At 62.9% G+C, this 22504-nt stretch carries 28 protein-coding genes; 13 read left to right on the forward strand and 15 right to left on the reverse strand.

All coding sequences use genetic code 11. The annotated features are described in order from the left end of the window. Positions 1-85: 85 nt before the first annotated feature. Positions 86-652, forward strand: coding sequence for a cupin domain-containing protein (locus RA21_RS17810; protein ID WP_052257708.1), 567 nt, complete (start codon positions 86-88; stop codon positions 650-652). Between the two features lie 397 nt (positions 653-1049). Here RA21_RS17810 and RA21_RS17815 read toward each other — a convergent pair whose 3' ends face one another. After that, complete coding sequence (locus RA21_RS17815; protein WP_039151496.1) at positions 1050-1568, reverse strand: YHS domain-containing (seleno)protein; 519 nt, start codon at positions 1566-1568, stop codon at positions 1050-1052. A 273-nt stretch (positions 1569-1841) separates the two neighbouring features. On the opposite strand from RA21_RS17815, the gene yghU reads away from it, so the two are divergent. Continuing rightward, positions 1842-2717 (forward strand): glutathione-dependent disulfide-bond oxidoreductase, encoded by an 876-nt coding sequence (gene yghU, locus RA21_RS17820; protein WP_039151414.1) that lies wholly within the window; start codon positions 1842-1844, stop codon positions 2715-2717. A 69-nt stretch (positions 2718-2786) separates the two neighbouring features. Here the strand turns inward: yghU and RA21_RS17825 are convergent, their stop codons facing one another. The 3 genes from RA21_RS17825 to RA21_RS17835 all read right to left on the reverse strand — a co-directional run bounded on the left by RA21_RS17825 (position 2787) and on the right by RA21_RS17835 (position 4710). Then, positions 2787-3200 carry a nuclear transport factor 2 family protein gene (locus RA21_RS17825; protein WP_039151417.1) on the reverse strand — a complete coding sequence of 138 codons (414 nt, stop codon included), beginning with the start codon at positions 3198-3200 and terminating at the stop codon, positions 2787-2789. Between the two features lie 92 nt (positions 3201-3292). Then, on the reverse strand, positions 3293-4096 hold the full coding sequence (locus RA21_RS17830) for an SseB family protein (protein ID WP_039151419.1): 804 nt from the start codon (positions 4094-4096) through the stop codon (positions 3293-3295). Continuing rightward, positions 4093-4710 carry a uracil-DNA glycosylase family protein gene (locus tag RA21_RS17835; protein ID WP_446720199.1) on the reverse strand — a complete coding sequence of 206 codons (618 nt, stop codon included), beginning with the start codon at positions 4708-4710 and terminating at the stop codon, positions 4093-4095. The genes RA21_RS17830 and RA21_RS17835 overlap by 4 nt, the downstream gene beginning before the upstream one ends. 241 nt (positions 4711-4951) lie before the next feature. On the opposite strand from RA21_RS17835, the gene RA21_RS17840 reads away from it, so the two are divergent. The 4 genes from RA21_RS17840 to RA21_RS17855 are packed head-to-tail and all read left to right on the forward strand — an operon-like array spanning position 4952 to position 9613. Beyond that, positions 4952-5611 carry an ABC transporter ATP-binding protein gene (locus RA21_RS17840; RefSeq protein ID WP_019296077.1) on the forward strand — a complete coding sequence of 220 codons (660 nt, stop codon included), beginning with the start codon at positions 4952-4954 and terminating at the stop codon, positions 5609-5611. Continuing rightward, positions 5589-7247, forward strand: coding sequence for a capsule biosynthesis protein (locus RA21_RS17845; RefSeq protein WP_039151434.1), 1659 nt, complete (start codon positions 5589-5591; stop codon positions 7245-7247). The genes RA21_RS17840 and RA21_RS17845 overlap by 23 nt, the downstream gene beginning before the upstream one ends. A gap of 15 nt (positions 7248-7262) precedes the next feature. After that, a complete protein-coding gene (kdsA, locus tag RA21_RS17850; protein WP_019296075.1) occupies positions 7263-8096 on the forward strand; it encodes a 3-deoxy-8-phosphooctulonate synthase in 834 nt (277 codons plus the stop codon). Positions 8097-8116: 20 nt separating this feature from the next. Next, complete coding sequence (locus tag RA21_RS17855) at positions 8117-9613, forward strand: phosphomannomutase/phosphoglucomutase (protein WP_039151437.1); 1497 nt, start codon at positions 8117-8119, stop codon at positions 9611-9613. A 213-nt stretch (positions 9614-9826) separates the two neighbouring features. Here RA21_RS17855 and RA21_RS17860 read toward each other — a convergent pair whose 3' ends face one another. Together RA21_RS17860 and RA21_RS23215 are read right to left on the reverse strand one after the other, a co-directional pair. Next, positions 9827-11743, reverse strand: a complete 1917-nt coding sequence (locus RA21_RS17860) for an AsmA family protein (RefSeq protein ID WP_039151439.1) — start codon at positions 11741-11743, stop codon at positions 9827-9829. Between the two features lie 129 nt (positions 11744-11872). After that, positions 11873-13189: a hypothetical protein gene (locus tag RA21_RS23215; RefSeq protein WP_241483523.1), complete on the reverse strand. Its 1317-nt coding sequence runs from the start codon at positions 13187-13189 to the stop codon at positions 11873-11875. Between the two features lie 188 nt (positions 13190-13377). Here RA21_RS23215 and rimO point away from each other — a divergent pair, with 188 nt between their 5' ends. Then, complete coding sequence (gene rimO, locus RA21_RS17880; RefSeq protein ID WP_039151450.1) at positions 13378-14793, forward strand: 30S ribosomal protein S12 methylthiotransferase RimO; 1416 nt, start codon at positions 13378-13380, stop codon at positions 14791-14793. A 104-nt stretch (positions 14794-14897) separates the two neighbouring features. On the opposite strand, the gene RA21_RS17885 is transcribed toward rimO, so the two are convergent. Continuing rightward, on the reverse strand, positions 14898-15620 hold the full coding sequence (locus RA21_RS17885; RefSeq protein WP_039151453.1) for a DUF2971 domain-containing protein: 723 nt from the start codon (positions 15618-15620) through the stop codon (positions 14898-14900). A 276-nt stretch (positions 15621-15896) separates the two neighbouring features. Between RA21_RS17885 and RA21_RS17890 the strand changes: the two genes are divergently transcribed. Further along, positions 15897-16139: a CDGSH iron-sulfur domain-containing protein gene (locus tag RA21_RS17890; RefSeq protein ID WP_039151456.1), complete on the forward strand. Its 243-nt coding sequence runs from the start codon at positions 15897-15899 to the stop codon at positions 16137-16139. A gap of 2 nt (positions 16140-16141) precedes the next feature. Here the strand turns inward: RA21_RS17890 and RA21_RS17895 are convergent, their stop codons facing one another. The 5 genes from RA21_RS17895 to RA21_RS17915 form a co-directional block, all read right to left on the reverse strand. After that, on the reverse strand, positions 16142-16423 hold the full coding sequence (locus RA21_RS17895) for a DUF6455 family protein (RefSeq protein WP_039151458.1): 282 nt from the start codon (positions 16421-16423) through the stop codon (positions 16142-16144). Next, positions 16420-16680 carry a DUF6455 family protein gene (locus RA21_RS17900; protein WP_039151460.1) on the reverse strand — a complete coding sequence of 87 codons (261 nt, stop codon included), beginning with the start codon at positions 16678-16680 and terminating at the stop codon, positions 16420-16422. Before RA21_RS17900 ends, RA21_RS17895 begins: the two co-directional genes overlap by 4 nt. Before the next feature lie 14 nt (positions 16681-16694). Beyond that, positions 16695-16958, reverse strand: a complete 264-nt coding sequence (locus tag RA21_RS17905) for a DUF6455 family protein (RefSeq protein WP_039151463.1) — start codon at positions 16956-16958, stop codon at positions 16695-16697. An 88-nt stretch (positions 16959-17046) separates the two neighbouring features. After that, positions 17047-17439 carry a YigZ family protein gene (locus RA21_RS17910; RefSeq protein ID WP_193748089.1) on the reverse strand — a complete coding sequence of 131 codons (393 nt, stop codon included), beginning with the start codon at positions 17437-17439 and terminating at the stop codon, positions 17047-17049. A gap of 2 nt (positions 17440-17441) precedes the next feature. Further along, complete coding sequence (locus RA21_RS17915) at positions 17442-18155, reverse strand: M48 family metalloprotease (RefSeq protein ID WP_019296064.1); 714 nt, start codon at positions 18153-18155, stop codon at positions 17442-17444. 149 nt (positions 18156-18304) lie between these two features. Here RA21_RS17915 and RA21_RS17920 point away from each other — a divergent pair, with 149 nt between their 5' ends. Further along, positions 18305-18541, forward strand: coding sequence for a hypothetical protein (locus RA21_RS17920; RefSeq protein ID WP_019296063.1), 237 nt, complete (start codon positions 18305-18307; stop codon positions 18539-18541). Between the two features lie 17 nt (positions 18542-18558). Here RA21_RS17920 and RA21_RS17925 read toward each other — a convergent pair whose 3' ends face one another. Further along, positions 18559-18840 carry a DUF167 domain-containing protein gene (locus RA21_RS17925; protein WP_019296062.1) on the reverse strand — a complete coding sequence of 94 codons (282 nt, stop codon included), beginning with the start codon at positions 18838-18840 and terminating at the stop codon, positions 18559-18561. Positions 18841-19037: 197 nt separating this feature from the next. Between RA21_RS17925 and RA21_RS17930 the strand changes: the two genes are divergently transcribed. Further along, complete coding sequence (locus RA21_RS17930; RefSeq protein WP_039151466.1) at positions 19038-19616, forward strand: nitroreductase family protein; 579 nt, start codon at positions 19038-19040, stop codon at positions 19614-19616. Next, positions 19613-20302, forward strand: a complete 690-nt coding sequence (locus RA21_RS17935) for an EI24 domain-containing protein (protein WP_039151469.1) — start codon at positions 19613-19615, stop codon at positions 20300-20302. The genes RA21_RS17930 and RA21_RS17935 overlap by 4 nt, the downstream gene beginning before the upstream one ends. A 147-nt stretch (positions 20303-20449) precedes the next feature. Here the strand turns inward: RA21_RS17935 and RA21_RS17940 are convergent, their stop codons facing one another. Then, positions 20450-20725, reverse strand: coding sequence for a DUF1467 family protein (locus RA21_RS17940; RefSeq protein WP_019296059.1), 276 nt, complete (start codon positions 20723-20725; stop codon positions 20450-20452). Between the two features lie 56 nt (positions 20726-20781). After that, on the reverse strand, positions 20782-21186 hold the full coding sequence (gene mce, locus RA21_RS17945; RefSeq protein ID WP_019296058.1) for a methylmalonyl-CoA epimerase: 405 nt from the start codon (positions 21184-21186) through the stop codon (positions 20782-20784). A 177-nt stretch (positions 21187-21363) separates the two neighbouring features. Between mce and RA21_RS17950 the strand changes: the two genes are divergently transcribed. Together RA21_RS17950 and RA21_RS22920 are read left to right on the forward strand one after the other, a co-directional pair. Further along, positions 21364-22083, forward strand: coding sequence for a response regulator (locus RA21_RS17950; protein ID WP_019296057.1), 720 nt, complete (start codon positions 21364-21366; stop codon positions 22081-22083). A gap of 1 nt (position 22084) precedes the next feature. Beyond that, complete coding sequence (locus tag RA21_RS22920; RefSeq protein ID WP_019296056.1) at positions 22085-22228, forward strand: hypothetical protein; 144 nt, start codon at positions 22085-22087, stop codon at positions 22226-22228. Positions 22229-22504: the final 276 nt, after the last annotated feature.

Here is a 22504-nt window from a genome sequence, read left to right on the forward strand (position 1 = left end):
CACCCGGCTTTGTAGGAATGTCTAAGTCATTGAAAAACAGATCGTGCCGCCTTAAGGTGCTTTCGATCAGAAGCAGGAAATCACAATGGGCGACTCTTCGGCACCCGATCTGGAAACCGCAAGACGCCTGCGATTGATTCGAACCTCAAAAGGTCTCAGCCAACGCGAGATGGCCAAGCGCGCGGGGGTGGGAAGCGGTACGATTTCCCAGATCGAGAGCGGATCAACCCAGCCTTCAGTGGCTCTGCTCAAGAAAATTCTCGCAGGTGTTGATGTTAACCTGGGTTTTTTCTTCAGCTTCGAACTGAAGAACGAGGACAACTTTTTCTTCCCCCGCAGCGGTATGCGGGACCTGGGGTCGCCGGGCGTGTCCTACCTGCTGGTCGCAGGTGAGCGGCGGAATCGAAAGCTGCAGATGCTGATTGAAGAGTACGGTGTCGGTGCAGACTCGGGCCGTGGAGCCCTGTCGCATGAGGGCGAGGAATGTGCAGTCGTAATTGAGGGGCGTCTGGAAGTCACAGTAGATGGGCAATCCCGAATTCTAGGCCCAGGAGACGCTTATTACTTTTCCAGCATCCTGCCACACCGGTTCCGCAACGCCGGAGACAAGGTGTGCAAAGTCATCAGCGCGTGCACGCCATCATCGTTCTAGGCCGGGTCGGATGTCCGGGCTAACGATGTTCCAAGATGGTATTTTCCTGGTGGTTCCGGCCGATTTGCCCAAATCATTGGTGCCAGACAGTACATAGAATTGTGCCGAATGTTCACTAATGTCCTGCAACCCGGGTCCCGGCTCTCTGAGGATGCTGTGTTGCACCTGACCGGAAGGTTTGACCAAGCTGCACTGCGGCGGCCATAGGCGGGACCAACGGCAGCTTGGCTCCGAACATGCTTCGGCCAATGGCGGCTTTACGCGTTTCCTTGCCGCTAACTGCCTAGTGCAGCATTTGGCGATGCGGGCTCAGAGCCGCCGATCGCTGGGCCTTGGCCCAATAGCAGCTTTGAATGGAGCATGCAGGCAAAGCCCTCGCCTTGCCTGCAAACGCTAATCAGTTCGCGACCGGGCCCTCAGATGTGAACTTCGGGATCACGCTGTCCGAGGCCGCCTTACCCTCAATGCCCGGCCAGTTGCCTTCGGCCAGGTTGATGTTGCCGGGGATGTCCTCTTCCCAGAAGCCAACCACCACGTCGGTGATGTTCAGATAGAGCTTGTCGTCGACGATGCGCCAGAGGTTCGGGTTGGCCGGTACCTTGCCGCCCTTGGAGACGCCATAGGCGCAGTGGCCGTCATACTGCGGCGCATAATAGGCCGGGTTGGCGGAGAACATGTCGCGGTTCTCTGCCGAAGCGAAGGCCCAGGTGGCACCGTTATACTCGGCGGTGAACTCGGTGCTGCCGCGCACCGGGGCGGTCTGCGGGGTGCCGACCGGGTTCATCTCAAGGCTGCGGTAGGCCACCACGTCGTAGCCGGACACCGCATAGCCGGTGCCATCGACATACTGCTCCCCGGCAAAGGCCGGCAGGGCAAAGGAGAGCGCTGCCGCAGCAGCAAAAACAAGACGCTTCATGAAATCATCCCTTTCATCGGTGATCGCTTCAATTCGGGCACCGGTCCAACGCACCGGCCTTGGCACTGACATTACCGCCCCGGCAGCAAATGCGAAGGGGGGCTCACGGCTCTGTGTCCGGGAACGAGAGGATGTGAGCACATTGTAAAATTTCCGCGTGCAGACCTTCCAGTCATTGGAATTTCCGGAACACCCCTTATCTCTGGCTGAGCCGGTCGCCGCAGCGCGTGCGATTGAGACGCAACAGGAAACAATTGAGAGCAAGGCCGACAGATGAGCGACACCCCCTACACCCCGCCGAAAGTCTGGAAATGGGAACAGGCGAACGGCGGCGAATTTGCCTCGATCAACCGCCCGATTGCAGGCGCGACCCACGACAAGACGCTGCCCGCCGGCAAGCACCCCTTCCAGCTCTATTCGCTGGCGACCCCGAACGGGGTGAAGGTCACCGTGATGTTCGAGGAGCTGCTGGCCGCGGGCCACACAGATGCCGAGTATGACGCCTGGCTGATCAAAATCGGCGACGGCGACCAGTTCGGCTCCGGCTTTGTCGAGGTGAACCCGAACTCCAAGATCCCGGCCCTGCTGGACCGCAGCGGCGCGGAGCCAGTGCGGGTGTTCGAAAGCGGCTCGATCCTGCTGCATCTGGCGGAGAAGTTCGGGGCGTTCCTGCCCAAGGCGGGCGCGGCACGTACCGAGACCCTGAACTGGCTGTTCTGGCAGATGGGCAGCGCGCCCTACCTGGGCGGCGGCTTTGGCCATTTCTATGCCTATGCGCCGGAAAAGTGGCAGTATCCGATCGACCGTTTCACCATGGAAACCAAGCGTCAGCTGGATGTGCTGGACCGGCAGCTGGCCGAGCGGGAATTTATTGCGGGTGACGAATACACCATCGCCGATATCGCCATCTGGCCCTGGTACGGCCAGCTGGTACTGGGTCGCAACTATGGCGATGCGGCAGAGTTTCTGGATGCGGCGAGCTACACCAACGTGGTCCGCTGGGCCAAGGCCATCGACGCTCGCCCGGCGGTGCAGCGCGGCCGCATGGTGAACCGCACCTCCGGAGATCCGGAAACGCAGCTGCATGAACGCCACAACGCCAGCGATTTCGAGACCCGCACCCAGGATAAGCTGGAACCGGCAGAATAACCCCCGCCTTCAAGGCTCAGGTTCAAGGATTGCCAAGCGCCCGCCTCGCCGCGGGCGCTTTTTTTCCGGCTACATCCAGCCCACCTGCGTCAGGGCATGCACATCGTTCCAGACCTTGGTCATGTGGCGGATTTTGCCGCCGTCAAAGTCCAGCACGTAGACATAGTCCGAAGCGACCGTCTTGCCCGTCGGCGCGCCGTTTCCGGCGTCCACCGTATGGGTGCCATGGAACACCGCAAACAAGATCGCGCGGCTGGCGTCCTCATCCACCGTGAGGGATTTGAACTCCGCATGGGCATCCGGCATCGGTGTCAGCAGCCCCTTGGCCCATTCGGTATATTCCGTAAGCGTCTTGATCTCTGCCAGCGCATCCGCCTGGACCGAGAATGTGGCGTCCGGCGTGCACCATTCCTGGCACACCTCCCATCCTTTGCCCGCATCGCAGGCCTCGCAGAAATCATGTGCGGTTTGTTTGATGGACATCGTTTCCCCTCCCTGCTGGGTTGCCGGACGCGGGCCGCAGCCCTGCCCTTGCAGCAGCAGATAAGGCGAAAACGGCGGTGGGCGAGAAATGCCTATTTGAGCCGTGGCGGTTTTTCCGGGTCGCTGCCGGGTTTCACCGGTTTCAATTCCTGCGGCGCCTTAGGCTGCGGCAGGTCAAAACGCAGGCCGACGCGGGCCAGGCTGGCCGCCACCGGGTCCTCGGCCGCGAAGAAGCCCACATCCATCGCACCGGCCTCAATGCCGGAGAAGGTCAGCGCTTCGCTGGCGGCCTTGGCAAGCGAGGCCTGCGCGGCCTCCTTGGCACCGACGAAGCCCAACAGATGCCCTTGCCCGCCGCCAGCATAGCGCACACCGGCCAGATAGGCCGCCGCCGCCAGCCCGCCCGCGGTGGCAAGCTTGGCGTCCAGCGCCGTCAGCAGCGCCTCCGGCAGGCCCTTGGGAGCGGTGAATTCGGTGACGCCTGCCTCGACCTCCTGCGGTGCATGGCCCAGGGTCTGGTGCAGCCAGCTGATGGCTTCCGGCGGGATCAGGAACGCCGACGGCGCCACCTCCAGGTTCAGCCCCAGTCCAATTTCCTGGCTAACCCCCTGCCCCGCCAGCATCTGTGCCACCACCCGGCCCGACAGCGCCGCGTAAGGCACCGCCTGGCCGGCAAATTGCGCCAGCCGCTCCTCCCGGTCGAACACCAGAACGAAGGCACCATCAGGCGTGTCGAACAGCACTGGCGAGATCTGCTCACCCTCAGCTTCTTCCTCCAGCATCAGGAACAGCTCCGCATCCGCCAGCCGTTCATAGAACCGCAGCCGGGCGGCATCATCCTCGGGCGCAGCCTCCATCGCGGCGTGGGCCAGATCCAGCGGGGTTTCATCTGTCATCGCATCAGCTCCTTCACCCGGGCCTGCAAAACCGGCAGCAGCTCCGCCTCGAACCAGGGGTTTTTCTTCAGCCATCCGGTATTACGCCAGGACGGATGCGGCAAGGGGAAGACCTGCGGCGCATGATCCCGCCAGCCGCGGACAACATCCGTCACCGGCCCCTTCAGCCCCAGGTGATAACGCTGCGCATGGGCGCCCACCAGCACCTTCAGCTGCACCTCCGGCAAGTGGTCCATCACCTGATGATGCCAGGTTTTGCCGCAGACCGCAGGCGGCGGCAGGTCAGCTTTCTTGTCGTTGTAACCGGGAAAGCAGAACCCCATCGGCACCACCGCGACGCGGTCCTTGTTGTAAAACTCCGCCTCGCTCAGCCCCAGCCAGGCCCGCAGCCGGTCGCCGGAAGGATCGGTAAAGGGCCGGCCGCTTTCGTGCACCCGCAGCCCCGGCGCCTGGCCTGCAATCAGGATGCGCGCTGTAGGGCGGAACCACACCACAGGGCGAGGCGCATGCGCGGTGGCGGTCGCTGCAAAGCGGTCCGCGCAGATCCGGCAGTTGCGAATCTGCGCCTTCAGCCACTGGCTGGCCTTCATTGTTTCAGCTTTGGAAACAGCCATCTTGCGCCCCGTAAGTCCGTTCTGCCTGCAATTTCCGGCACCTGCGGTCAGGACAGGCGGCAAATTGGTTAAGACTTGGTTGATGATTTATGTCACAATTCGACATAATAAGGCCAAATTCACCCCGTAGGCCATTAACACTCTTTTGATAAGAAAGGGCCATGGGCGCGCTGTAAGCGCCTGGGCAATGAGGCACAACAGAGCCCGCCACTGGGCCGCAAGGGCAGTACCGGAACAAGCGATGCTTGAGTTTGAAAACGTCAGCAAGTCCTTTTGGACAGGAACCCAGCGCAAGGTGATCCTTGACCGCGTGTCGTTCCGCATCGAGCCCGGCAAATCGCTGGGCGTGCTGGCTCCGAACGGCACCGGCAAAACCACCCTGATCAACATGATGGCAGGCCTCGAAAAACCCGACGAGGGCGAGATCCGCCGCAACTGCAAGGTGTCCTTCCCGCTCGGGTTCATGGGCGGCGTCATCAGCCGCCTGTCGGCGATGGAGAACTGCCGCTACATTGCCAAGCTTTACGGCCTCGACCCGGATTATGTGGAGGCCTACTGCCGCTGGCTCTGCGGGCTCAAGGAATATTTCGACCAGCCGGTGGGCACCTATTCCTCAGGCATGCGGGCGCGGTTCAGTTTCTCGCTGATGCTGGCGCTGGATTTCGACATCTACCTGATCGACGAGGGCATGCCCTCCACCACCGATGTGGAATTCAACCGCAAGGCCGGCGAGATCCTGCAGGAACGGCTGCAGACCACCACGATCATCATCGTCTCGCACCAGGCCAAGACGCTGGAAAAATTTGCCCGTTCAGCTGCCGTCCTCTTGCAGGGGCAGCTGCACATGTTTGACACTCTGGAAGAAGCGAAACAGCTCTATGACTACGAAACCGAGAGCTAAGAAGTTCCGCATCCGCCGCAGCGCCTCTGTTGCCGGCGCCGAGGCCCAGCCGCAAGCGCCGGAGCAGCCGCGCGCTGCCGCCGCTGCGCAACCGGCAGCCCCGGCGGCCGCGCCTTCGGGGGCTGCACCGGCTGGCGCCGGGGATGGCGGCGCGCCGATGTCCGGCATGGTCAACTCGCCCCGCGAAACCAGGATGGAAACCGATATCGACGCGATCCGCCAGGAGGGTCTCACCGGCCGCCAGCTGCGCCTGGCACGGCGGATGGCGCAGAAGCACAACCTGCCCGCCACCTCGGATTTCGAAGCGGTGCGGATGCTGCGAGAGCGCGGCATCGACCCATTCAAACGCGCCAACATGCTGGAGCTGGTGGTGCCCCAGAACAAGGCGCAGCCTGCAGGCACCCCGCCCGCCCCCGGCTCTGTCCAGCTGCCGCAAACGGTTCCGGCCGGCAAAACCAACCTGCCCTCGACAGAGCTGAGCCCGGCAGAGCGGCGTGCCCGCGAAATCCAGGACATCCAGCGCGACATCGCCCGCCGCCGCCGCCGCAAACTGTCGCTGCTGGCGGCGCGGCTCGCGTTCTTCGTGATGCTGCCGACCCTGGCCGCGGGCTATTACTTCTATTCGGTGGCCACACCGATGTTCTCCTCCAAATCCGAATTCCTGGTGCTGAAGGCCGACAGCGCGGCCGGCGGCGTCGGCGGGCTGCTCAGCGGCACCCAGTTTGCCACCAGCCAGGATTCAATCGCGGTGCAAAGCTACCTGATGTCGAAAGAGGCGATGCTGCGGCTCGACGACGAAGTCGGCTTCAAGGCGCATTTCACCCAGGAATGGCTGGACCCGATCCAGCGGCTGGAGAGCAATCCGACCAATGAGGAGGCTTATGCCACCTACAACCGCAATGTGAAGATTGGCTACGACCCGACCGAGGGCGTGGTGCGGATGGAGGTCTCTGCCGCGGACCCCGAAGTGGCGGCGGAGTTTTCGCGCAAGCTGATTTCCTATGCGCAGGAGAAGGTAAACAACCTCTCGCAGCAGAAGCGCGCCGACCAGATGTCCGAAGCGGAGCAGGCCCTGCTTGACGCCGAGGCCCAGCGCCGCGCGGCGCAGGAACGGCTGGTGGTGCTGCAGCAGCAGGGCGCCGTCCTCGATCCCGAGGGCGTGGTGGCCTCGCTGCGCACCCAGATCAGCACCTTTGAAATCCAGCTGGAGGAAAAACGGCTGGAGCTGGCCGCGCTGCAGGACAACGCCCGCCCGAACCGGGCCAAGGTCAGCGGCGCAGAGGCCGACATCCGGCGGCTGGAGGCGGTCATTTCCAGCCTCAACAACCGGATGGTCGATGCCTCGGCCGGCGAAAACTCGCTTGCCAACCTGCGCATCCAGATCCAGATGGCGCAGGCCGACCTCGCCACCCGCGACCTGATGCTGCAATCGGCCTTGCAGCAAGTGGAAACCACCCGGCTGGAGGCCAACCGCCAGGTCCGCTACCTGACCACCGCGGTGGAACCGGTTGCCAGCGACGAGCCCTCCTATCCGCGCAAGTTCGAGAATACCGTTTTGGCATTCCTGATCTTTTCCGGTATTTACCTGATGTGTTCGCTCACCGCGTCCATCCTGCGGGAGCAGGTCTCATCGTAAAGCCATCGGGTACCCATGAAAAACATCGATATCGCCGGCCTCACCGTTGGCAATGACCGTCCGCTGACCTTCATCGCCGGTCCCTGCCAGCTGGAAACCGAAGACCACGCCCGGATGATTGCCGGGCAACTCAAGGAAGCCTGCGACAAGGCAGGCGCCCAGTTCGTGTTCAAGGCCTCCTACGACAAGGCCAACCGCACCTCGCTGTCGGGCAAGCGCGGCCTTGGCATTGACGAGGGGCTGAAGGTGCTGGACACCATCCGCCGCGAATTCGGCGTGCCGGTGCTGACCGATGTCCACACCGAGGAACAATGCGCTGTGGCGGCTGAGGCCGTCGACATCCTCCAGATCCCGGCCTTCCTGTGCCGCCAGACCGACATGCTGCTGGCTGCGGGCAACACCGGCAAGGCGGTGAACATCAAGAAAGGCCAGTTCCTGGCGCCCTGGGACATGGCCAATGTGGTCGCCAAAGTCGAAAGCACCGGGAACACCAACATCCTGCTGACCGAGCGCGGCACTTCCTTTGGCTACAACACACTCGTGGCCGACATGCGCTCGCTGCCGCAAATGGCACAGGGCGGCTATCCGGTGGTGATGGACGCCACCCATTCGGTGCAGCAGCCCGGCGGCAAGGGCGGCTCCACCGGCGGCCAGCGCGAGTTTGCCCCGCTGATGGCCCGCGCAGCGGTCTCGCTGGGCATCGCCTCGGTCTTCATCGAGACCCATCAGGACCCGGACAATGCACCGTCCGACGGGCCGAACATGATCTACCTCGACCAGATGCCGCAGCTGATCGATAGCCTGATGCGCTTTGACGCGCTGGCCAAGGCCGACCCGATCCGTATTTGACCTAAAAAGAGATTTTCAACATGAGCAAACCGCTGTCCGAGGTGACCCCGAACACCTGGAGCTTTCTGCGCGACGCGATGATCAAGCCCACAGGCTTCCGCGAATATGATGCGCGCTGGAAATACCCGGAGGAGATCAACCTCCCCGGCATGACTGCCCTGGGCCTGGGCCTCGGCACCCAGATGCGCAAGCGCGGGATCGACCCGGTGATCGCGGTCGGCAACGACTACCGCGACTATTCGCTGGCGATCAAAAACGCGCTGATCCTGGGCCTGATGCAGGCCGGCATCCAAGTGAAGGACATCGGCCCGGCACTGTCGCCGATGGCCTATTTCGCCCAGTTCCACCTGGATGTGCCCGCGGTTGCCATGGTCACCGCCAGCCACAACCCCAACGGCTGGACCGGCGTCAAGATGGGCTTTGACCGCCCGCTGACCCATGGCCCGGACGAAATGGGCGAACTGCGCGACATCGTGCTGAACGGCGAAGGCCAGCCCGCCCCCGGCGGCTCTTATGAGTTCGTGGAGGGCGTCAAGGAAGCTTACCTGGACGACCTGGCCGGCGGCTTCAAAATGTCCCGCCCGCTCAAGGTGGTCTGCGCCACCGGCAACGGCACCGCCTCGGCCTTTGCGCCGGAGCTGTTCAAGCGCATCGGCGTCGAGGTGGTCGAGAGCCACAACGAGCTCGATTACACCTTCCCGCACTACAACCCGAACCCTGAAGCCATGGAGATGCTGCACGATATGTCGGCATCGGTGAAGGCCTCCGGCGCCGATCTGGCGCTTGGCTTTGACGGCGACGGCGACCGCTGCGGCGTGGTCGACGACGAGGGCGAGGAGATCTTTGCCGACAAGGTTGGCGTGATCATGGCCCGCGACCTCAGCAAGATCTATCCGAACTCCACCTTTGTGGCGGATGTGAAATCCACCGGCCTGTTCGCCTCCGACCCGGAACTGCAGAAAAACGGTGTGACGGCGGACTACTGGAAGACCGGCCACAGCCACATGAAGCGGCGGGTGAAGGAAATCGGCGCCCTGGCAGGTTTTGAAAAATCCGGCCACTACTTCCTGGCTGAGCCCGTTGGCCGCGGCTACGACTGCGGCATGCGGGTGGCGGTTGAGGTCTGCAAGATGCTGGACCGCAACCCGGATATGTCGATGTCCGATCTGCGCAAGGCGCTGCCCAAGACCTGGTCCACCCCGACCATGTCACCCTACTGCGCCGACACCGAGAAATACGAGGTGCTGGAGCGGCTGGTGCAGAAGCTGGTTGCCAAGCATGAGGCGGGCGAGCAATTCGCAGGCCGGGCGATCAAGGAAGTTGTCACCGTGAACGGCGCCCGGGTGATCCTGGACAATGGCTCTTGGGGGCTGGTGCGGGCGTCCTCCAACACCCCGAACCTGGTGGTGGTCTGCGAAAGTTCCGAAAGCGAGGCGGAAATGCGGGCGATCTTTGCCGATATCGACGCGGTGATCCGCACTGAACCGCTGGTGGGCGACTACGACCAGACCATCTGATCCCGGTTCACATGAGGGATTTCGCCTGCTTCGCAGGCGATCCGCGCCCGCCTTTGGTGGGCGCTTTTCTTTTGGCTGAGAAGCGACCTAAGGCCAGCTCTGCCCTTAGATGCGCGTTCCCCAGTTTAAGACGCCTGCAACCGCGTCAAGGGCGCGCCGGGCTGCGCCCGGAGGCCGCGCGGCCTTCCTTGACCCGGCTGCAGGCCCAATGGGTCAATCGCCGCCAAGCAGGCGCAGCAGCTGGTCGCGGGCTTCCTGTTCGATCCGCTGTTTCAGCACATCGTTCAGGTCCTGCTCGGGCGCGATTTCGGTTTCCAGGTCCAGCTCCTCAGCCAGTTTCTGGCGCACCCGGTCTTTGGCTTCCTGCTCGATCTCTTCGATCTTCGGCTGCAGCGCCTGGCTGAAATCCGGGCGGATGTCCGGATTGTCCCAGCTGCCGCGGATGCGCACCGGAATGGTCAGCACCTGATCGCGGCCCGCCCGCACCAGCTGCGGCGTAAACAAATAGTCGATGTCGCGCGCCCCCAGCCCGATCCGGCCCTTACCTTCGGCCCGGAACCCCTTGAGCAGCACCAGCAAGTCTTCGTTGCGCAGGTTGCCGCCTTCGATCGTGTAGCTCGCGGTCAGCTGGTCGAACACGGTGCTGCCGCCATTGCCGCCTGAGCGCATCAGCTGCTCCAGGTCGAACCCGGTGAAGAAGCCCTTGCCCGCCTCCAGCCAGCCCTTGCCGCTCAGCGAGCGCATGATGGCCGCCACCGAGTTGCCGGAGCCGAGGAATTCCAGTTCGCCAAGCGCCTCGCCATTCAGCCGGTCATAGCCCGCGGTTTCACCCAGCGCGCGTTCCAGCCGGATACCGGTGAAGGTCATCTTGCCCGCCACTGACAGACCGTTTCGGTTGTTGGCCACCAGCTGCCCCTGCACCTGGCCGCCGAACATCGCCGCCGGCAGAAATTTCAGCACCGCGCGGCTGCGCTCCACCGTCAGGTTCAGTTTGCTGGCCCCAAGGTTCACCCCGCCAGTGCGCAGGCTGTCAAACGTCAGGTCCACCACCGCATCCGCCAGCCCCAGCGCCGAGGCGTCAATCACGTCCTCCGGCCAGCCGCTGCTGCCGGAGGTGCCGCTGCCCGCGCCGCCAGCGCTGCCCGCAAAGGCCGTGAAATCCAGCGCCCCGCCCCGCAGCTGCGCGGTGATATTGGGGCGGTCCCTGAATTCCACATCCGCGGCACCGGTCAGCCGGTTGGCGCCCAGCTCCAGCGCCAGGTCGCGCATCGACAGCCGCCCGTCGGCAGTATAGGTCACATCGGCGCCAAACACCGCCTTCTGCGCCAGCGCATCCGGCAGGAACACCCCCAGCGCCACGCCGGTCTTCAGCGCATCCTCTGCCCCAAAGGTCAGCCGCCCGCTGGCCTCGCCATTGATACCGGCGTGGCCGTCAAACCGCCCCTTGCCGCCCGGTGCCGTGATGGTTGCGCCGACCGACGAAACCTCCCCCGCCAGGAAGGCTGCAAAGGTGCCGATCTCCGCGTCCACCTCCACCGGTTCCCCCGCCGGGCGCAGGGTTGCCTTGGCGTTCACGGTGCCTGCCGGGTCCGGCCACAACAGGCTGAGGTCGATGTTCTTCATCTCCACTGGCGCTTCGCCGTGGGCCGCATAGCGCAGCGAGGCCCCGGTCAGCTCCACCGCCTCGATCCGCAACGGCAGCGCACCACCGCTTGCAGTGCCCGAGCCGCCCGCCGCCGCGCCGCTGCCGCCCATCACCCAGTTACCAACACCCTCCGCATTGGTCGCCAGATTGAGATGCGGCAGGATGGCAGAGACCTCGGTGACCCGCACATCGCCCTGGATCAGCTCGGCGGCGGAAACCCCGATGGTCAGCCGTTCCGCCCGCAGCAGCGGCTCCGGCCCGGCCCAATCCGCATTGGAGAGCGTCACCGCATCGGCCTTGACGCCCAGCGTGGGCCAGAAGGTGAAGCGCACCTTGCCGCCAAAATCCAGCTTGCGCCCGGTCTGTGTCTCCAGCTGATCCGCTGCCAGCCGCGCGATCTTCTCGCCCGGCAGCAAGAGCACCAGCGCCGCCAGCAGCACCACCGTCAGCACCAGCGCCGTCACCACCCGGAATATCAGCTTCATTGGCCCGCTCCTCTTGCCTTGCACCCCTGTTCCCCGAGGGTCTTTTCCCCAGCTTACCGCCTGAGCGCGGGGGCGCAATGCAGGAAGCCGCCGCACGGCATCAAAGCTTCGCGCGTTTGCGGCTGTTGGTCAGCGCAACCGGAACCGCTGACGCAGGCCCAGGCCGAGGAAAAACAGGAGCGGCAGGCTGGCGACGGTCTGGATGCCGGAGAAAACCTTCAGATGCTGCGGTAAAGCCTGCAGAAAGTCAGTCCCGAAATAGGCCCGCCCGAACCCGAATACCGGAAACAGGTTTGAAAAGCTCAGCGCCATCGCCGTCCAGTCATCAGAGCCGAGCAGAGACTCGGAGGTTTCGGCCACAAAGTGCTCCGCTATGACGAAGGTGCCAAGCAACCAAATCGCAAAAAGCCACCAAAACGGGCGTGCGATGGAATAGCCATACTCCGAGAACCAGCCAAACATCAGGTAGGGGAGCCGCTGCCAGATGGGGCCGATCCTGCCGGCAAAATGCATCTCGCGGCGGAAAAAGAAGTGCTCGTCTTCGGGGAGGCCTTGTTTGGCGAGGATATGGCGGATGGAAGAGCAGGTACTACGAGCTTGTTCCAGAGGTTGCTTCACAACTTTCGGCCAAAAGTCGTCACCCGCCGAAAAGAGAGTCCGTTCATGAAGCATCACACCGTGAAAGTCCGGGTAAAACTCTTCAAACCTTGCTTCGCGGAAATTTGTTGGAGCTAGAAATTCACAATTCTGAAACAAACAATCATGATCAATCTCGGAAGCGGCCTGGCCAAACCGAGTGCAGCCAAAGTTAACCTGCTCATGGAATCTATTAGCAGAGAACGCGGCTTCTTGTGCATAATTGTCGTGCAGGCTAGACAGCATGCCTTCAAACTGTGCGTACCTAAAGTTGGCTCCTTTTGAAAATTCGTTTCCGGCTGAATAGTACTCTCCAGAAAACACCGTGCGATAGAAGACAGCTTGAGAATGAAATGTGTTATCTTCCAAAACCAACGAACCAACAAAGTGGGCGTCACGTGCAGAAAAATCTCTAAGTTCACAACGAACAATCGAAAACTGCTGAGAAAAGAAGTAGCCATCCATTTTCAACCCATCTGGAAAATCCAGATTGCAAAAAACAATTTCGTCTAAAGAGTTAGGTAGCTCAACACCTGCTAAACCACGCCGTTTACACTCTTCATCAAAACGTGCCACGTGTGTGCTGTTCCAGCTCGAACGTGGAGACTGTGACGGCGAACTCTCTTGCCATTTTGCAATAACATGTTTCTTTCGAAGTTTATGCTTAACCCATGAATTCCAAGCCTCCCTATTGCGTTCATGATCATCCCCATAAAGCGTCATCAGCACATACCAGGGGTTCTCATTGGCGGGGGTCAGCTTGCGCTGCGGGGCGGCAGGGGCCTCCGGCGTTTGGGTCTCGTCACGCATCAATCGCTCTCGTCATGCAAATTCGCTTTGCCGCAGGCTACGGGCTTTGGCGCCCCGCCTTCAACACCGAACCCCGGCACATCCGGCGAAAATGCACCTCCCCGGTGCACAAGGGGTGTACAGGCGGTGCACGGCCGGCATCCCCCGTTTTCCTTGCCTCCTGCCGCATTCCTGATATATGCGCGCGCATGACCAGTACCCCGTCCAGCAACCCGCCCAGCCTCCGCCCTGACCTTGCCCCGGAACCGCAGTTCCGCGAGGCGCCCCGTGACGGCCAGCCGACCCTCGGCATGGTGTCGCTTGGCTGCCCCAAGGCGCTGGTGGACAGCGAGCGCATCCTGACCCGGCTGCGCGCCGAGGGCTATGGCATCTCGCCCGACTACGCCGGGGCTGATGCGGTGATCGTCAACACCTGCGGCTTCCTCGACAGCGCCAAGGCAGAGAGCCTGGAGGCGATCGGCGAGGCGCTGAAGGAAAACGGCAAGGTGATCGTGACCGGCTGTCTGGGCGCCGAGCCGGACTATATCCGCGAGCATCACCCGCGCATCCACGCGGTGACCGGCCCGCACCAGTATGAACAGGTGCTGGACGCGGTGCATTCCGCGGTGCCGCCCAGCCCGAACCCTTACGTGGACCTGCTGCCCGCAGCCGGTGTGAAACTGACCCCGCGGCACTTCAGCTACCTAAAGATTTCAGAGGGTTGCAACCACAAGTGCAAGTTCTGCATCATCCCGGACATGCGCGGCAAACTGGCCTCGCGCCCGGTCCACGCGGTGCTGCGCGAGGCGGAGAAACTGGTTGAGGCCGGGGTGCGCGAACTCCTGGTGATTTCGCAGGACACCTCTGCTTATGGGCTGGACCGCAAGTATTCCACCCACCCCTGGAAAGGCGCCGACGTGCGCAGCCATATCCTCGACCTGTCCCGACAGCTGGGCAAGCTGGCCCCGGCAGAGGACCTGTGGGTGCGGCTGCATTATGTCTACCCCTACCCGCATGTGCGCGAGCTGATCCCGCTGATGGCGGACCCTGAGAATGCGCTGCTGCCCTATCTGGACATCCCCTTCCAGCACGCCCACCCGGACGTGCTGCGCCGCATGGCCCGCCCCGCAGCAGCTGCGAAGACGCTGGACGAGATCAACGCCTGGCGCGCGACCTGCCCCGATATCACCCTGCGCTCCACCTTCATCGTCGGCTTCCCCGGCGAGACCGAAGCGGAATTCCAGCATCTGCTCGACTGGATGGACGAGGCGAAGCTGGACCGAGTGGGTTGTTTTAAGTACGAAAACGTCGACGGTGCCCGGTCGAACGACCTGCCGGACCATGTGCCGGAAGAGGTGAAGCAGGAGCGCTGGGAACGCTTCATGGAGAAGGCCCAGGCGATCTCCGAGGCCAAGCTGGCGGCCAAGGTCGGCCAGACTTGCCAAGTGATCATCGACGACATAGACGAAGACGGAATCGCCACCTGCCGCACCAAATCGGATGCGCCGGAGATCGACGGCAACCTGTTCATTGATGAGGGGACGGACGGGTTGCAGGCCGGTGATCTGGTGACGGTCGAGGTTGACGAGGCGGGGGAGTATGACTTGTGGGGACAGCTAGCTTAATCGCCGACCGCTTTACGCTGGGTAGTTTCGCTGTTGGCGGTCGAAAAACTGGGTATGCCTTTTGTAGGTCAGCTTCAGCTTGCGCGGCTATTAAACTGTAGCCGCTAACGATATGGCGCCAGAGATTGTGTAATCTCAATATGCTGAAGCCCTAAGCGCTTTAGGAAAGCCCTAAGTGTTTCCTTGTCAACACGGGATTTAGGCCCAATACAAATTCTTTTTAACGCACATCGATCTTGCCTTTGAAAACCAACTTCTATTCGGGAAATCAATCGACCTCCCTGAAAGTCAACGACGATATCGGTTTCTGTAATGGATGAGGCAAGTCGCAACACTCGGACTTCCTTCTCATCCAAAAAGCTCTTGTGTTTGAATTTATAGTAATCCTTAACTAACTGAATATCCTTTTCAGTGAACAACGTCGACCAACCTCCCTCCCGAAATGCCTTAATAGCTGTCGCCGACTTGATTTCCTCAAATGCTTCCTCAGGGATTTCTCCATATACAATCTTTTGCTGCTCGATCCTTTGTTCTACCAACACGACCTCATCACCATCTGATGAATAATCTGAGTTATGGATATTGATAAGCTCCCCTAAGTCAAACCCAAGAGAAAACCCTCTACCATCGCCTGCATATGCCCGCCATTGACCTAAGTTATCTTGATCAGACGAAAAGCAGGCTGCAAAGGCGCTATAATCCATTTCAAAATCTTCTAATGCATCCAAACGCTCCATGAATTCGCTTTTTTCATGCGCCCACTTTTTAAATTCACTCTTGAAATAGCTGCCTTCAAGTTTGTCATTTGCTTTCGAAAGGTCCGTCATCCAGATTCTTCTAGATGACAAAATACTCCCCAAAACGGCTTCGGAGCAGTAGTGAAAGTGAAGCAAAGTCTTTCTCCTTATACGAGCGCTTGCGCACCTCAACGCAAATAGAGCACCATCAACAGTCCGGCACAACTTTGAAATGAGTGGTGTTTCCAATCGAGTTTAGGGTTAGCAGGCATCCCGAACGGGCTTGCGGCTATCTGCCTCTCCCCTCGCGCCAAATCCCTGCTACGCTCTCCCCCAACCGCAACCAGCCAGGGAGAGCGCCCAGCCATGACAGACACTCCGGAAATCGCCCAGAAAGCCCCCTTCCCCGTCGAGGTGACGGAGGGAAAGACCTATTTCTGGTGCGCCTGCGGCAAGTCCAATCGGCAGCCGTTCTGCGATGGCTCGCACAAGGGCACGGATTTCGAGCCGGTTAAGTATAAGGCAGAGAAAGACGGCAAACTGTTCTTTTGCGGCTGCAAGCACTCGAGCAAGAAACCGCTCTGCGACGGCAGCCACTCCAAGCTTTAGGGTCAGGACCCGGGCATCAACCGCTTGAAGACACCGGCGCTGGGGCAGAACTCCGGCACTGCGGGAGCGTCATCGCGGCGGGCGGACAGCCACAGGGCACAGGACTTGCTGCAGCCGGCGCTGCGGCAGCTGGTGACCATGCGGGCATAGTCCAGCCCGCTGAGGCGGCCAGCTTTCACCGCCGCGTCCAGATCGACGCCTGCGGCCTCTGACACGGCGCGCAGCAGCCACAGGTGGCGGAAGATATTGCCGAGGCCCTCTGCCTCCGCTGCCATGTCCTTCATGCGCCGCGGCCCTTCAGCTGCATCAGCTGGTCCGCATTGCGGCAGCCGGGCATCGGCGCATCGGTGCGGGTATTGGCATCCAGAAAGGCCTCGCACTGCGCGGGCGCATCGCATCCGCGGCAGCGGGTGATCATCGCCGCCCAGTCCTCGTGGCTGATGGCGCCGGAGGCAAAGGCGGCGGACAGGTCAACGCCCGTGGCCTGGCCCATCCGGGCCATCAGGCGCAGATGGTAAAGGGGATCGCCCAGCGGCTGCATGGCATCAGCTCCTGTTACGCGTGGCTTTCGTTCAGATAGCCGAGCAGGTCGCGGTTGCGGCAGAAATCCGGGGCATCAGCGCCCGGGCGCTGGCCCTCTGCCAGCCATTTGCGGCAGGCGCCGACGCCGCCGCAGCGGGTGCAGCGCAGCACCGCCTCGGCAATCTCGTCAAAGCGCAGATGACCGCTCACGGCCTCTTCCTCCAGGTCCAGCCCGACGGCGCAGGCCATCCGGTCAAACAGTTCGGCGTGGGTTTTCAGGTCAGCTTCGGCGGTCATCGCGCATACCCCGTAATCATGCATTGCCGGGGCAGCTTAGCCGCTGGCGGCAGGCGGGGATTTGACTCAGGTCAACCGACGGGAAATTTCAGGCGGCGCTCCCGCCCCGGTGGTCCAGATAGGCGCGCACTGCATCCTGCACCCGGCGGAAGCGGTCGCCGCCCAGTTTCTTGCCGCCGTACCAGCGGGTGACGATGATGACGTGACCGGTGATGCCTTCCCGCTCCATCATCCGCAGGATCACCATGCCAGCGCCGCTCTCGCCATCATCGGCCTTGAGCCCGCCGGTTGGCAGCATCGCCGCCCAGGTGTTGTGGGTGGCCTTGGCGTAGGCGCGCTCCGACTTCAGCTCCGCCAGCACCGCATCCACCTCCTCCCGCGAGGTCACCCGGGCGCCGGTGACCGCGTATTTTGAGCCGCGGTCCGTCAGCACCACGCCGAGCTTTTCCAGCGCGGGGGCGGAGGTGTCCCTGGCAGCCACGGTCAGTTCAGGTTGTTGCGGTCGATTGTCGCCTGCACCACCCGCACCCGGTCCGGGTTGGCCGGGTGGGTGCCGAGGAACCGGTCGCCCGGATCCGGCAAGCGGTTGAAGAAGCGCACGCCGACGCTGGGCCGGTAGCCGGACTTGTGGGTGATGATGGTGCCCAGCTCATCCGCCTCCAGTTCAAAATCCTTGGAATAGGTGCGGGCGCCGACAAAGCCGCCGATATCCTGCGCCGTTGACACGCTGGCAGACCCGCCCCCCGCCAGCGCGGTGATCAGCCCGGCGCCGACGCTGACCAGCGCAGAGTTCTGCGCCTGCCGCGCCAGGTGGCCGCGGATGTGGTGGGCTGCCTCATGCGACATCACAAAGGCCAGCTCGTCATGATTGGCAATCTGCCCCAGCATCCGCCGGGTGAAGGTGATCACCGGGCGACCGTTGCGGTCGAGGCTCTGGTAGGCGTTGGGGGCGGCGTTCGGGTTCGGATCGATGCGGATCAGGAAATCGCAGTTCAGGCCCTGGGTGCGGCTGCGGCATTCGCGTTCTGCCACCGGCTCCACCCGGCGGGTGACAGCGGCAAAGGCACTGCTGGCCTCACCCGGCGCCAGCCCCTGCACCGGCTGCTGCGGCGCGGTCCCGACAGGTTGGGGCCCCGGTTCCACCACCATGTTGCAGGCGCTGGCAGTCAGGGCAATCAAACACAGAAAACGGCGCATGGCACATCCTTTTGACAGTCGTCCGCACATTATCGCGCAAGCCCCGGGGATGGCAATTGCCCGGCGGCGGAAGTTCGCCGTTACATTGGAATGATCGCCAGCAATTGCAAGGCCTTGCCAGCAGGTCGCGCGCAGTGCAGGCTGGGGGCATGTTTACCATCGAACATGAATTCGACTCGACGGTCATCACCCTTGTTGACGAGAACAACACTCCGCTCAACGAGGATGTAACCATCAATTCCTTTGCCGAATGCGTGACGGTCGAGCAATACGACCCGCGCACCGACAGCGTGCAGAAAATCACCCTCTCGCACCTGATGGTGCGGGACCTGGCCGCCGCTCTGGACCTGCCTGAAGGCGTCTACCGGCTAGTGGGCGAAGACTAGCGCTCAGGCCCTGATCCTCAGCCTGGCCCGGTGTAGACGAACACCTTGTCCCGGGAAGTTGCCCCGCGGCGCAATTCCAGGTTCGACGCCGCGGTGCCCATCGCCGCGGCCAGCAGGCTGCGGATGGCTTCGGTTGCCTTGCCGTTTTCCGGCGCCGCGGTGACAGAGACCTTCAGTGTGCCCTCTGCCTGCACGATGGCATTGCGCGCCGCCTTGGGCGTCGCGCGCAATGCTATCTCTGCACCCGTAACGCACATATGGCTCAGATCCGGCAGGTCTTTCTTTCTTGGCTTCCCCATGCAGCAACACATGCCCTGTGCCGGCGGCAAAAGCCATAGACTTTGCCGCCCTCCCGCAGCTATCACCCGCACAGAGAAACCCAAACCCCGCCTCCTGCGGCCTTTCCGGCACAGTTTGCGCGCAAGGCCCGTTGGCTCTTGAAAAAACACCCCCAGCTGCCGAGATAGGCAGCAACAGATGTAAAAAGGTTTCACATATGCCTGCACGCAATGACGCAGCCCTTGATTTTCTGCTGTCGCGCCGCTCCCGCCCGGCCAAGACGCTGGTGGCGCCCGCCCCCTCGCGGGAGGAGCTGCTGCCGATCCTGACCGCCGCCGCCCGCTCCCCCGATCATGGCAAGCTGGAGCCCTGGCGCTTTGCCGTGGTAGAGCAGCCCGCGATGGCGCGGCTAGCGGAGCTGACAGAGGAATGCGGCCAGCGCCTTGGCAAAAGCCCGGAGGATACCGCCAAGGGCCGCAGCCAGTTCGACCAAGGCCAGCTGGCCGTGGTAGTGATCGAGGTGCAAAAGGGCAGCCCCAAGATCCCAGCCATCGAGCAGACCTACTCCGCCGGCGCCGTTTGCCTGGCGCTGCTGAATGCGGCGCTGGCTGCCGGCTGGGGTGCCAACTGGCTGACCGGCTGGGCCAGCCATGACAGGGGCTTCTGCGAAGCCGCCTTTGGCCTCGCAGAGAACGAGCGCATCGCCGGCATCATCCACATCGCCACCGAAAGCTCCGCCCCGCCGGAGCGCCCGCGCCCGGACCTTGAGGCCATCACAACCTGGATGAGCGCATGATCTTCACCGCCTTTTTCAAGACCCTCGGCCAGACCGGCGACCCGCGCTTCCGCAAGGTGCTGTTCCTGGGGCTGGGGCTGACCATTGCCCTGCTGATCGCGGCCTACGCGGGCTTCCTGATGCTGATCCAATGGCTTGTCGGCCCTGAGGCCACGCTGCCGGTCCTGGGCGAAGTCACCTGGCTCGACGACCTCCTGTCGTTCGGCTCGCTGTTTTTCATGCTGTTCTTGTCGGTCTTCCTGATGGTGCCGGTGGCCTCCGCCATCACCTCGATGTTCCTGGAGGAAGTCGCCCAGGCGGTGGAGGACAAGCACTACCCGGCCCTGCCCCCGGCGGCCAAGGTGCCGTTCTGGGACGCGGTCAAGGACACGGTGAATTTCCTTGGCCTGCTGATCGCGGCCAACATCCTTGCGCTGTTCCTCTATGTGATGTTCCCGCCCGCGGCGCTGTTCATCTTCTGGGGCCTCAATGGCTTCCTGCTGGGCCGGGAATATTTCACCCTCGCCGCCGCCCGCCGGGTCGGCACGGCTGAGGCCAAGAAGCTGCGCCGCCGCCATTCCACAACCATCTGGGCAGCGGGCACGCTGATGGCGGTGCCGCTGTCGGTGCCGCTGGTGAACCTGGTGATCCCGATCCTGGGCGCTGCCACCTTCACCCACATCTACCACGCGCTGGCCCGCCGCTAGGCCAGCGCCGCCCTCTCCGGCCTGCGCCGGGTCAAGGCCGGCGCCAGCCGCCGCGCGGCGCCATGCCCAACCGGCCGTGAGGCATATCAATGCCTCCCGGGCCAGGCGGGAGATCCTGTTGTCTTGGTAGTCAGATGCGGAACCGGATCACTGCTGTTCCGGCATCATCCCCATCCAGTCGAAATCATGCACAGAGATCACGCCGGAGATGATGATCGCGCAGATGACAGCCCACAGCACTGCGGCGACGCCGGTGGTGATCCAGGCCTTCTGCTTCAGGAAGTGCTTTTCCGGGGCGCCTGCATGGGTGCCGGGCACCACTTCACCCTTGTCGCCCTGGGTCTCCAGCCGGATTGGGATGATCACCAGGAAGGTCATGAACCAGATCACCGCATAAAGCACGATTGCGGATGTAATGCCCATTTCCCTGATCTCCCGGAATTGCCCTGCCCCGCAGCCGGGACAGGGTGCTCATAGCGTCAAACTTCTTCGAGTTCCACCAGGCAGCCGTTGAAATCCTTGGGATGCAGGAACAGAACCGGCTTGCCATGGGCGCCGATCTTCGGCTCGCCAGAGCCCAGCACCCGCGCGCCTTCGGCCTGCAGGTGGTCGCGGGCCGCCAGGATATCCTCGACCTCGTAACAGACATGGTGGATGCCGCCGGCCGGGTTCTTTTCCAGAAAGCCGTTGATGGGGGAGTTCTCTCCCAGCGGATACAACAGCTCGATCTTGGTGTTGGGCAGTTCGATGAACACCACGGTGACGCCGTGATCCGGCTCATCCTGCGGGTCGCCCACCTTGGCGCCCAGCGCGTTGCGGTATTGCGCCGAGGCGGCCTCCAGGTCGGGGACAGCAATGGCAACATGGTTCAAGCGGCCGATCATCTCAGTTGTGCTCCTCTCACAAACATTCCTCCGCTGCGGTTATGGGGCCATTGCTGCGCCGCGGCAAGTGCGCCAATCCGCACGGCAGAGGCCTGCGGGCACCGGCGCGCGCTGCGTTAACGAGTAATTAGCCTCGAATCCCTAGCGTCAGAACATATCCCGCAAGGAGGATACGTTATGGACGATTCGGAACTGTTTGCTGCCGCCCAGCGCCTGCCCACCACCCGGCGCCCGCTTCTGGGGCTGACCATCCTGGTGGTCGAGGACAGCCGCTTTGCTTGTGAGGCGCTGCGCCTTCTGTGCCTGCGCAGCGGCGCACGGATCCGGCGCGCCGATTGCCTGAAATCCGCCCGCCGCCATCTGCAGGTCTACCGCCCGTCGGTGCTGATCGCCGATGTCGGGCTGCCGGACGGCTCCGGCCTCGACCTGATCCGCGAACTGGAGGATGCCAGCCCGCGCCCCAGCGTGATCCTTGCCACCTCCGGCGACCCCAGCCTGGCAGAGGCCGCGATTGAGGCCGGCGCTGCAGGTTTCCTGGAAAAGCCGATCACCTCGCTGGCGGCCTTCCAGCAGGCGGTGCTGTCCAGCATGCCCGCAGACCGCCAGCCTTCCGGCCCGCGCCTGCTGGACGACGAAACGGTGCAACCGGACCTGATCGCCTTCCGCGATGACATGGCCCATGCCGCCGACGTGCTGAACATGGGGCAGGAGGAAAAGACCCTGGCCTATCTGGCGCAGTTCGTGGGCGGCGTTGCCCGCAGTGCCGGCGACAGGCCGCTGGCTGATGCCGCCGACCGCTTGGCGCGGTCACGGCAGAAGGGCAAGCCGCTGTCACAGGACGCCGCCACGCTGGCCGGCCTGGTGCAGGAGCGGCTGCAGCGCCGCGCGGCGATCTGACATGGCCGAAGCCTGCCTTATCGCCCTCGCCACGCTGATCATCGTCCTTTACGGCCAGGTCCGGCTGGAGGCCCGCGCCATCCGCCGCAACCGCAGCAGCAAGGCCCATGACCGCACCCTGATCCTGCAGACCGGCAAGCGCTAGGCGCCAGCGGGCGCTCCGCAGGTCCAGCTCTTTCCGGCAGCCGCCGGGAAACGCCCCGCGGCCTGCACATCTGTCACCGGTTTCTGCCTGCACCCGCCACTCCGCGGCGCCGTAACCGCCGGCCCAACTCCCGCGCTCCCCCAAATCACTCGCATCCGCAGTTCTCCCGCGCCCGCAGCCTCCCGGCTTGCGCCGGGCCGCTTGGCGGCCTTGGGCCCGGACCGGCGGGAGCACAACCCCCCGTCCGGGACTTTTACTGCTACACCAGCAGGGCCC

This window comes from Leisingera sp. ANG-DT (genome assembly GCF_000813785.1).
Classification (GTDB): Bacteria; Pseudomonadota; Alphaproteobacteria; order Rhodobacterales; family Rhodobacteraceae; genus Leisingera.